Origin of the sequence: Borreliella yangtzensis (assembly GCF_014201775.1) — a bacterium.
GTDB lineage: Bacteria > Spirochaetota > Spirochaetia > Borreliales > Borreliaceae > Borreliella > Borreliella yangtzensis.
The window spans coordinates 1-9,833 of sequence record NZ_JACHFG010000013.1; the positions used below are offsets into that span (position 1 = coordinate 1).

Below are 9,833 nucleotides of genomic sequence, written 5' to 3' on the forward strand. Positions count from 1 at the left end.
ACCATGCTCTAGTGGATGATCGTTCTTTTAGAACCTAAAAAGCTATCATGGGATGAAACAAGAAGCTATTTCTATAATCTTTGATTTAGAAATAGTAGTTCACGAGGCACAAACAACACCCCTTTTAAAGGTGTTGGATTTTTTTAGTAGGCGCTATACAATTAATTCTGTTTAAGCTTAAAAACCACAATAAGATAACTTTTGAACTACAAGTTTAATAAACCTGTTGTGCAAAATATATATACTTACCATAACTATGGTAAGTATATATATTTTGCATACAAATAGTTCTAATTTTTTAGCTCACGCTAGTCGCATTATTATTCATAATAATCTTTCAAAATTTTGGTTAATCAAGGTACTTTTCAAATAATTGCTTTTGGGGGTTTTGAAATTAATTTTTTTGAAAAATAGTCTTTTATTCGTAGACTTGTTTCTTCTAAAGAAAAATTTAGTCTATAGTAGTTTGCAAATTTACTATCTATATTCGTAGTATGAAGTTTAGTTATGACTTTTATATCTTTCTCTAATAGGGAAAGATATTTTTTCAATGTTTTTAGGGTAGTGATATTTCTATTTGGGTGTTCAACAATTTTATTTAAGTCCTCTAGTAGTTTTTCCAAGGGAAGTTGCTTAAAGTGGGTATTTGCAATGTTTATTAACATTGCTATCATTTTCAATTCCAGTTCTAAAACCCTGTCCTTTAAGTAAATAGCCATAGAATTTTTAGAATACAACATATGCTATTTGATGAACTTGTCAATTATCCACCAAGCAATACAGCCAAAAATAGTCGTGATAAATGGTGTAATTATTGTTAAAATAAGAATACTTTTTAGATAATATTCATGAAATATTGCATGTACAAAAGATTTGGTTTTATAAAATTCTTTTTTAATTGCGTTTATATCGCTTTCTAAGTAGGCTATTTGTGTTTCCAAATTCAGAATTTTGTTGCCTAGGAATGAGGCGTTTTCTGAAAAGTTTTCTTTCATAAGGGAAATTTCTTTTTTTAGATTTTCTATTTTACTGTAAATATTTTTTTGGGAAAGATTTTTTTTGTCGTAAGTACCAAAATCGTTTTTATTAATATTTGATATCATAAAAATCCTTAAATTTTGTGTTAGCAATAAGCATTAATTTTTTTAATTGCTAATTGTGATTTCTGTACGCTTATATTTATGATTACAAGACTCTATAAGCTCAGTTTCTGTCTCTTTATGAATTGTACAAGAAGTTGTTTGTTGTTCTATTGTTGCTGGATTAACTACGCAAGAAGTTAAAAACACAACAAAAATACGAACAATAAACATTTTATTTTTCATAAACCCGCTCCAAAATTAAAAAGGTAAAGCAAAGATATATGTTTACAAATTTTTATTTAAAATGTAAAATTAAAAAAATTCCAAAAAGCGAGTTGCTTATTCTTGGAGCAACTAAATTCCGATTTTTTTAAATATTTAATTAATGTAATTTGTTACATTATGTTATTACATATTAACAAACTGCAAATGTAACACTAGTGAGATTTTTTAGAACTTTCCATTAAAAAAATTATGATTATTAAAATAGGTTATAAAGAAGATAGAAGGTAAATTTTCAAGTCTTTTATAAATCCTAAACGGGGTATATACTATAAGCCGTGTAATATTCTTAATACCCTAATTTACGGTTATTATATCCCTATTATAGGCAAAATTTTCAATTTATTGAGAGGTGTTTAGGGGTAAAAATACTTTACTAGTTTTTGCTACAATTTGAATTGTAATTCAATGTAAATTATGTTAATGCTATGTAACAATTTGGACTATATACATTTTTGTACTGATTTTTATTTAAAGATATTAAATAATTGACGCTGATTATTTACGCCTTAAAGGTATAAAAAATTACCATACACACTGCATAAAACAAAATCTTTTATTACCCATTTATAGGGGTTTTAGTGTGCTTTTCTTGTAACAGATATATAATTTGTTATGGCTAAATTTGTGTCGCTTGTAGGGGCTAAAATAGCCGCAATAAACGACATTATTCGGGCCTTAATATTTTCTTATTGTGAGCATATTTTAGCTACGCAAAACTTCATAATTTGGGGCCTAGAAAGTAAAATCAAAATGTGTTTCAATTTCTATTGATTTTTTATTTTTTGCTTGTAGTAGTATCACAAAAAACCTAACAAAACTGGTCATTAATTAGTTTTGTTAGGCTTAAAATGGAGAATATTATTTTTATAGAACTTAAATCTACAAAATAATATATTATAACAAAATAATTTAGTAAATTTTAACAAAAACTTAATAGCTAAAATCTACAAAAATACTTGTTTTTTATGAGATGAATTTATTCATAGGTCTATAAAAGATAAGGCCAAAAGTAGATAAACGCAACCCCCCCTTGTTGTAAAGCTTTTTTAGGTTGACTGATCTTGGTAATTTTGCTAGGATTAATATAAATTGATATTATTATATTTTGATATTTAATTTTGTTTGATTTAAAAGTGAGTTAATAAATGGAAATTAGTGATTATTTAGATTTTAAAAAAAACGTTGCACAAGTGTTGCTTAAAATTAATGATGATAATCAGAAAATACTACAAATAATAGATAAAAATAAAACCTTAAAAAATAGGATAAAAAATTCAACTGAAAATAAACAAAAAAATTTCAAAACCCCTGCTAAACTGTACTTAAACCCAAAAATTAACCAATTAATTATAAAATCTGTCAAGATTTTAAAACAAATCGATCCAATATCTGGTTGGTTTGTGCATTTACTAGTAATAAGTGGGTGTAGGGGCGCCGAACTGCAAAAAGTAAAAATGCAAGATATTTCCCCTTTTTTAAGCAAAACTGGAAAAACTTTATACAACATAAAAGTAAATGTAGTAAAAAAAAGAATTAATACTTGTATTAGAGAATTTGTTATAAATTCAAAAGAATTTGATGCTATTCAAAAAGCACATGAAGACCATTTTAAAGAAAAAGGTCTTAATACAAGTCGCACTTATTTTTTCCAAAAAACCAAACATAGGTTTAAAGATAATCGAATTAGCATTGATCATATTGCTAAAAAATTCAAAAAGTTGCTTAAAAAGTGGGGTTTTAAGACAAATAAATCACTTCATTTATGTAGAAATTTGTTTATTTTTAATTTAAAAGCTAGTGGTTATAATTCTTTCCAAATTAAAGAACTTATGAAATATTCTTCGACATATGAAATTGATAATATCTACGGACTATCTTCTGCAAGTAAAATTCAAGCGTATGAGTGCATAAAGAATAGCGTTAGCTTGTGAACTACTATTTAGCGTAAATAATGCGTATAATCTTGTTAATGTATTTTTTTAGCAATTTTCTATGTCCCTATTTAAATGGGGACATATGTACTATTTGGAAACGCTATATTCTTAGAAAAGAATACTTGTTCACTTGTTGGTAATAGGCCCTTTAATCTATCTGATATTGCCCTTCTCTTAGGGTCATAATTAAACACAAATTCTCTAAATCTGTAATTTACATGAGTAATTAATGGATATTTACATATAATTTCATCAATTTTGATTTTTAGAAGTTCTTTTATGGGTTTTTCTTTTTTTTTGTTTTCATTTTGAATTTTAGTTAATTCTGATTTTAAGTTATCAATCTCAATAAGACTATCTTCAAGGTTTATAGCAAACTGTTCGGTTTTAATCTCAAGGTCAATGCACTCAACATATTCTACAAATTCTTTTACCCATTCAAATTCAAGTCCAGATTGATAAAAATCACTTTTTTCTACTAAATATTCAATTTCTTCAACAAACTTATTAAATGTATCATTATCAATATTGTTTGATATCAATAACTTATTTTTATCATTTTTAACAATTTCGTTTCTTAGATTGAAAACTTCTTGTTCACATTTCTTAACAAATTCAAGCACTTTTGCTATTAAAGCATTATTTCTTTTTATCTTACAATTAACCGGTGCAGCGCCTATTAAAAAGAACAAATTACAATATTCAAGTCCAGTACATGCTAGTTGCATTTGTGCTTGTACATAGTATTTAAAAAAATACTTGCTACTTAAGAAATTGCCATTTTTATTATATTCTTCAATAGCACTACTCATATAATTAGAGTCACTATTTTTAATCTCTAAAAGTTCTAAATCGCCATAAAGATTAATAAACCAGCCGTCAATTGTTGAGCCTACTAAATTTTCTGAACTACCCACTTTTTTGGAATAGTTATACTTATCAACACCGTTGGCATATTTATTTTTGTACAAAACCTCAATATTATCACCGTGTACCTTAACAAATTCCCTAAATCCTAAATTTTCTAATTCTTTTCCTTTTAACATATGTAAATTCTCTTCAAAAGGCATACTCATACCAAAATATTTAAGCACTCTATTTACCATTAAGTCTTTTAATCCTACGCCACCAATAAGAATATTTCCTACTTCACTAGCGCCATATTTATCAAGTTTGTTTCTTTGCACGCTAAAATCAAAATTGCGGTTGAATTTAAAACACTCTTTACTACTTATTCCTGGCAATTTTTTACTTATCTTGCTTAATTTGCTTTTTTCTTTAATTGGAAAAGATTTTTCTTCAAATACTTCATAACCAATAAAACTTTGTTGCTTAACATGTATTATTTGGGATTTTTTGTTTATCTTGTCGTTATTTTGGATATTTTGATTATTTTTTGTAACTTTTTTCATAAACTTACTCCTTTATTTGTTATTTATAATTGTATAGCAAAAACTTTTTTTGTCAACTTTTTTACAAAAACTTTTTCTAAAAAAAGAAGTGGGGACTTAGCAAAACTCTTACTAAAGAATTTTATCAAGTTCCCACTATCCTATTATTCTTTTTTGTAAATTGAAAATAAAAGGTAGCAAACTACAAAAGTTACACTACACTATTTGTAGTGTAGCTTAAGCTAAGCTTAAAATCAATTTTTATTTATACAACTTAATCAATGAGGGATTTAAGGCCTAATTTAAGGTAATACTACCCTAAATTAGGTTTATACATAGAATACAAAATTATAAATGTTGGAGAGGAATCCAACAATTTATTGTACTCGATCTAAATATATTCCATATATTGCATAATAGCTAACTTGTTTTGGCCTAAAATTATATTTTTAGGTCGTTATACTTTTTCATAAGCTTATTAATTAAATCTTTTTGATTTTCAAAAATTTCGTTCAGTATAAAACTAGTAAATTTAGCATCGCTTTTATAAAAATTATAAATTTCTTGAGTTTTAAGTTGTAGCCTTAATGGCTTTACTGGGTTTTGTTTAGATTTTTTTAAGGATGGGCCTTCTTTATCTATTATGTAATTAAAGGAATTAGTAACACCATTTTTTATTACATAAGCTGCGTCAAGAACACCGTCTTGCATTGCAGCTGCTAATTTCAAATATTTGTATGCTTGACTTTTTGCAACATTAAATTCTTTTAAAAAGTCTAAAAATGTTCTATAACCGTCATATTTGTAATATTGATTATCTCTTATTTCTTTTAAAATTTTCATATTTTCCACTTTATGGAATATCTCTTTTTTGAAATTTTCTTTTAATTTTTCCTTTAGTGTTTTGTAATAAGAAGTTTTACTTTCGTCTATCATGGAATTTTGCTCAACATCATTATTTGATTTTTTTGCTACAACTTTTACTTTTTTCTTGAATTTTATTACCATAAAGCCTCCTCATTTACTATCTATATAGCTTTTTTATCCAATGCTTTTAAATTAAATGAATTGTTTTCAATTTCTATTATTTCTAATAATTCATAATAATATGTGCCAAATACTTTTTTGTATTCTATTTTATTTTTGCTATTCAAATAGTTTTTTATAATTGGTTTTAAAACTTCAATATTTGCCTTTTCTTTTAGTTGTTCAATAAGTATATTGAAAATGTTTATCCTTATGTTTTCATAATTTTTTTGTGGATTTTCTTGATTTATTTCAACTGATTTTTCTAATTTGCGTTTTATTTTGCTTAAATCATTGTATTTATGATATTCAATAATAAAATGTGGCTTATATTTGTAATTTTCATATATCTTTTTGAAATTTATTTCCAATTGTTTAGCATTATATCCATTTTTTTCAAATTCTTTTTGGGTATTTTCTAAAATTTCTTTCATTTTGTTTTGCTTTTCTTTAAAGCAAGATTTATTTAAATGTATATTTTTATGTTTTAGTAGTTTGATCTCAATTATTTTTGATGCTTTAAGCATTTTAATTTTCAAGTCCTTATTAACATCTAATTTTAAAACAAAAGGAAGAATTTCTTTATTTTTGAAGTTGCATTTTTTAGCATAGTTTATTATTTGAAACTTTTCTATCTGATTTTTTTTTTCTTCTTTTATATTATTATTATTATTACTTATACACTCCCCCAAATTCACACTACCATTTTTAATAAATTTGTCTCTAAGGCCTATTTTAGCTCTTCTTTTGAATCTTGCAATTTTTTTTTCTTGAAAGTATTTGTTCACTTTTTCATAGCATTCTTTTTTAGAAAAGTTAAGTTGATAGTATATTTCAGTTCCAAAATTTACTCCCAAGTGTCTATGATAATTAGTTGTAACTTTTATTTCTTTTTCTAATTCGTAAAGATATTTTTGTAATGTTTTTAGTTTAGCAAGATTTTGGCCATTTCTTTTAAGATTTTTGTTAAAGAAATATAGTATGTTTTGTTGATTGTATTTTTCATATTTATTGTTTATGTACTGTAGCGTCGAAATAAGAACGATTAACTTGTGTTGGTGTTTGTTATAGCAATTTGGGCTTTTTTTATGGGTCGTAAATTTTGTCATAAACTTGCTCCTTTATTTGTTGTCAATAATTATTAATAATATAATGCATAATTGTGATTTAAAAGTAAATATTTTCCTAAAAAATATTAAATTCTAAGTATTAATATCATTGATTAAATACACTTTTTATAGTTTAGTGAAAAAATTGATTTTAAGCCTAAGTTAAGCTACACTACAAATAGTGTAGTGTAACTTTTGTAGTTTGCTACCTTTATTTGTAATTTGCAAAAAAAGAATAATAAGACAGTGGGAACTTGATAAAATTCTTTAGTAAGAGTTTTGCTAAGTGCCCACTTCTTTTTTTTGTAAAAAAAAGTTTTTGCTATACAATTATAAATAACAAATAAAGGAGTAAGTTTATGAAAAAAGTTACAAAAAATAATCAAAATATCCAAAATAATATACGATCAGAAATTAACTTTATAAATGACATGAAAACCCTAAGGACGAATTTATCAGGGATTGACAAAAGTCTTAAGGGATATGGCTATAAATATCAAAATTTCAATGACATAGTAGGAGAAATTTATAGCGTTATTGAGAAACACGATTTACAACTTGATTTTAAGCAGCTACCTACTTTTACGGTCGTAGAAAGTCAACAAGTTCTACATGTTGTTAGAACAACATTCTACAGTACAAGTACTGGATATAAAGACTCATTTGATACACCAATACTTACAGAAAATTTACAATGGAACAATGAAAATGGGTCTAAAAATGTTAATACATTGCCACAACGAGTTGGCTCGTCTATTACTTATTTCAAAAGGTACGCTTTAGTGGCATATCTGAACATAAGAAGTGAAGTGGACACTGATGCGGCGCCTATTGGCAATAACTATGAAAATGAAAATTCTACACCTAATAAGCAAATTAGCGTTAATCAAAAGCAAGAAGAACGAAAAAAAGACATAAATCAAATTCAAAATTTTGATAAGAAGTTAAAAATTGGAAAATCTTATTGTTATGAAATTTTTAGAAACGCACTACTTAATTTAAAAAATTGGGTAAATGAAGATAAGGAAAAACAGAATATAAATGCCCTAATAAGGGCGTTATGTGTTGATAATAGCAATCTTTTAGATAATATTCTTGAAAAGAATTCTAAGCTTAAAAGCATAGAATATTGGACGAAAATTTTGAAAGACTATTTCCACAAAACTAATAAATTGGACGATCTAAATAAGTTTGAAAAATTTGTGTCTGATAAGGAGTCTGTGTATGATACAAGTGTATTAAAATTCTTCTGTATGTTAAAAGAAGAAAGACAATTTGATTATATATTTGCGTTATAACAATTTAAATCAACCCCAATATTTCCCTTAATAAGGGAAATATTGGCTTTTAAGGAACTGCATACAATATAAATCAAAAATTATAGTTTACACTATCTATTTCTAGTGAAGTTCTTTTCTAAAGCATCTATTCTAATACCTAAATTATCTATTTTTTTATTTAGGTTTTTTTCTAGGACCTCCATCTTAGAAATTAAATTATCTATTTGTTTAGATAGATTTTTTTCTAAAGTTTCCGTTTTATAATCGAAATTTTTTTCTACATTGCCAATTTTTAAATCCATATTAGAAATTAAATTATCTATCTTTTTATCTGAATTTTTTACTGAAGTTTCCATTTTATAGTCGAAATTTTTTTCTACATTGTTAATTTTTAAATCCATATTAGAAATTAAATTATCTATTTTTTTATGGAGACTTTTTTCTAAAGTCTCCATTTTGCAATTCATAATCTTTAGCGTCGTATTTGTGTTCTTTTCTAGCGCTTCATTTTTGTTTACGGCATTTAGCACCAGATTTACATTTTTTTCTACGCTAGTTTCTAGTAACTTTAATTTTTTTTTAACATCGATCACTTCGTGGTTACCTCCCCTAATAACACAATTTTAATTGTAAAAAATGTTTTGCCTTTTTCCTTATAAGGCAGTATACATTAAAATTATAGATTTCATTTTTACCATAAAGGAGTACAATTCTATGGAAAAATTTTTGTTAAAAATTTTTGTTTTTTTGTTGGTTATTTTAAATAGCCATATCGCTTTTTCTAAAAACAGTAATGTTTTGATAGTAAACGCTATGGACTACGAACTCGAACAAATAAAAAAGCTCATTCCCAATAAAAAGGAAATAGAGCTTAAAGGATACGGCCTTAGAAAAAAGATTGTAAAGGGCAATTTATCTAACAAAAATGTTATAGCTATTGATTGTGGAGTTGGGAAAGTTAATGCGGGCTTATGGACTAGCTACATTTTATCAAAATATAAAATAAGCCATATAATCAATTGTGGAGTTGCTGGAGGTGTTGTTAGTGACAAATATAAAGATATTAAAATAGGCGACATAGTAATATCTTCAGAAATTGCATATCATGATGTTGATTTAACGAAGTTTGGGCACAAAATTGGCCAAATTATGGACTATCCACAAAAATTTAGTGCTGACATAAACTTGCTTGATATAGCCACAAAAGTGATTAAATCAAAACTTGAGGGTTTAAAGGCGTATACGGGCCTGATATTAACGGGTGATCAGTTTATTGACCCGGTTTACGCAAGTAAAATTATAAAAAACTTTAACGATGTTGCGGCCGTTGAAATGGAGGGAGCGGCAATAGCTCATGTTGCTCACACATTTAATGTGCCTTTTATAGTTATTAGGTCTATATGCGACATAGTAAATAAAGAAAAAAATGAGGTTGAATATAATAAATTTTACGAATTGGCTGCAATTAATTCGGCCAAAATAGTACAAGAAATTTTGAAAATTCTTTAAGGGTAAAAAAAATCGTCTTTATCAAAAAATAACAAAGAATACTCCACCTATAATTTCTATGAAATTTAGGTGGAGATGAATTTGTAATATAAGCTACAATATATTATAATAAAAGGAAATACAAACTAAGGCAGGAACTGCCTGAAGTTAAGCTTGCGGACCATGCTCTAGTGGATGATCGTTCTTTTAGAACCTAAAAAGCTATCATGGGATGAAA

10 protein-coding genes are annotated in these 9,833 nt (G+C 26.2%); 3 read left to right on the plus strand and 7 right to left on the minus strand.

Translation table 11 applies throughout. From position 1 onward, the window contains the following. Positions 1-365 precede the first annotated feature (365 nt). The 3 genes from HNP68_RS05640 to HNP68_RS05650 form a co-directional block, all read right to left on the minus strand. Positions 366-674 (minus strand): plasmid maintenance protein, encoded by a 309-nt coding sequence (locus HNP68_RS05640; RefSeq protein ID WP_183221304.1) that lies wholly within the window; start codon positions 672-674, stop codon positions 366-368. Positions 675-743: 69 nt separating this feature from the next. Then, positions 744-1,103 (minus strand): hypothetical protein, encoded by a 360-nt coding sequence (locus HNP68_RS05645; protein WP_221240662.1) that lies wholly within the window; start codon positions 1,101-1,103, stop codon positions 744-746. Between the two features lie 42 nt (positions 1,104-1,145). Then, on the minus strand, positions 1,146-1,325 hold the full coding sequence (locus HNP68_RS05650) for a hypothetical protein (RefSeq protein WP_183221306.1): 180 nt from the start codon (positions 1,323-1,325) through the stop codon (positions 1,146-1,148). A gap of 1,187 nt (positions 1,326-2,512) precedes the next feature. Here HNP68_RS05650 and HNP68_RS05655 point away from each other — a divergent pair. Continuing rightward, complete coding sequence (locus HNP68_RS05655; protein ID WP_183221308.1) at positions 2,513-3,298, plus strand: tyrosine-type recombinase/integrase; 786 nt, start codon at positions 2,513-2,515, stop codon at positions 3,296-3,298. Between the two features lie 71 nt (positions 3,299-3,369). On the opposite strand, the gene HNP68_RS05660 is transcribed toward HNP68_RS05655, so the two are convergent. The 3 genes from HNP68_RS05660 to HNP68_RS05670 all read right to left on the minus strand — a co-directional run bounded on the left by HNP68_RS05660 (position 3,370) and on the right by HNP68_RS05670 (position 6,827). Then, positions 3,370-4,713 carry a DUF244 domain-containing protein gene (locus HNP68_RS05660; RefSeq protein ID WP_183221310.1) on the minus strand — a complete coding sequence of 448 codons (1,344 nt, stop codon included), beginning with the start codon at positions 4,711-4,713 and terminating at the stop codon, positions 3,370-3,372. A 420-nt stretch (positions 4,714-5,133) separates the two neighbouring features. After that, positions 5,134-5,700: a chromosome replication/partitioning protein gene (locus HNP68_RS05665; protein WP_183221313.1), complete on the minus strand. Its 567-nt coding sequence runs from the start codon at positions 5,698-5,700 to the stop codon at positions 5,134-5,136. Positions 5,701-5,720: 20 nt separating this feature from the next. Beyond that, positions 5,721-6,827, minus strand: a complete 1,107-nt coding sequence (locus HNP68_RS05670) for a plasmid maintenance protein (RefSeq protein WP_183221315.1) — start codon at positions 6,825-6,827, stop codon at positions 5,721-5,723. Positions 6,828-7,186: 359 nt separating this feature from the next. Between HNP68_RS05670 and HNP68_RS05675 the strand changes: the two genes are divergently transcribed. Continuing rightward, the gene (locus tag HNP68_RS05675; protein WP_183221317.1) at positions 7,187-8,125 is read left to right on the plus strand and encodes an ERF family protein; all 939 of its coding nucleotides are present in this window, start codon (positions 7,187-7,189) and stop codon (positions 8,123-8,125) included. 92 nt (positions 8,126-8,217) lie between these two features. Here HNP68_RS05675 and HNP68_RS05680 read toward each other — a convergent pair whose 3' ends face one another. Next, a complete protein-coding gene (locus HNP68_RS05680) occupies positions 8,218-8,700 on the minus strand; it encodes a hypothetical protein (protein WP_183221319.1) in 483 nt (160 codons plus the stop codon). A 121-nt stretch (positions 8,701-8,821) separates the two neighbouring features. Here HNP68_RS05680 and HNP68_RS05685 point away from each other — a divergent pair, with 121 nt between their 5' ends. After that, positions 8,822-9,616 (plus strand): 5'-methylthioadenosine/adenosylhomocysteine nucleosidase, encoded by a 795-nt coding sequence (locus tag HNP68_RS05685; protein WP_183221321.1) that lies wholly within the window; start codon positions 8,822-8,824, stop codon positions 9,614-9,616. Positions 9,617-9,833: the final 217 nt, after the last annotated feature.

Bases quoted from the DNA above. Each gene is read 5' to 3' on its own strand.
- HNP68_RS05640 (WP_183221304.1), bottom strand. From the start codon at position 674: ATGATAGCAATGTTAATAAACATTGCAAATACCCACTTTAAGCAACTT.
- HNP68_RS05645 (WP_221240662.1), bottom strand. From the start codon at position 1,103: ATGATATCAAATATTAATAAAAACGATTTTGGTACTTACGACAAAAAA.
- HNP68_RS05650 (WP_183221306.1), bottom strand. From the start codon at position 1,325: ATGAAAAATAAAATGTTTATTGTTCGTATTTTTGTTGTGTTTTTAACT.
- HNP68_RS05655 (WP_183221308.1), top strand. From the start codon at position 2,513: ATGGAAATTAGTGATTATTTAGATTTTAAAAAAAACGTTGCACAAGTG.
- HNP68_RS05660 (WP_183221310.1), bottom strand. From the start codon at position 4,713: ATGAAAAAAGTTACAAAAAATAATCAAAATATCCAAAATAACGACAAG.
- HNP68_RS05665 (WP_183221313.1), bottom strand. From the start codon at position 5,700: ATGGTAATAAAATTCAAGAAAAAAGTAAAAGTTGTAGCAAAAAAATCA.
- HNP68_RS05670 (WP_183221315.1), bottom strand. From the start codon at position 6,827: ATGACAAAATTTACGACCCATAAAAAAAGCCCAAATTGCTATAACAAA.
- HNP68_RS05675 (WP_183221317.1), top strand. From the start codon at position 7,187: ATGAAAAAAGTTACAAAAAATAATCAAAATATCCAAAATAATATACGA.
- HNP68_RS05685 (WP_183221321.1), top strand. From the start codon at position 8,822: ATGGAAAAATTTTTGTTAAAAATTTTTGTTTTTTTGTTGGTTATTTTA.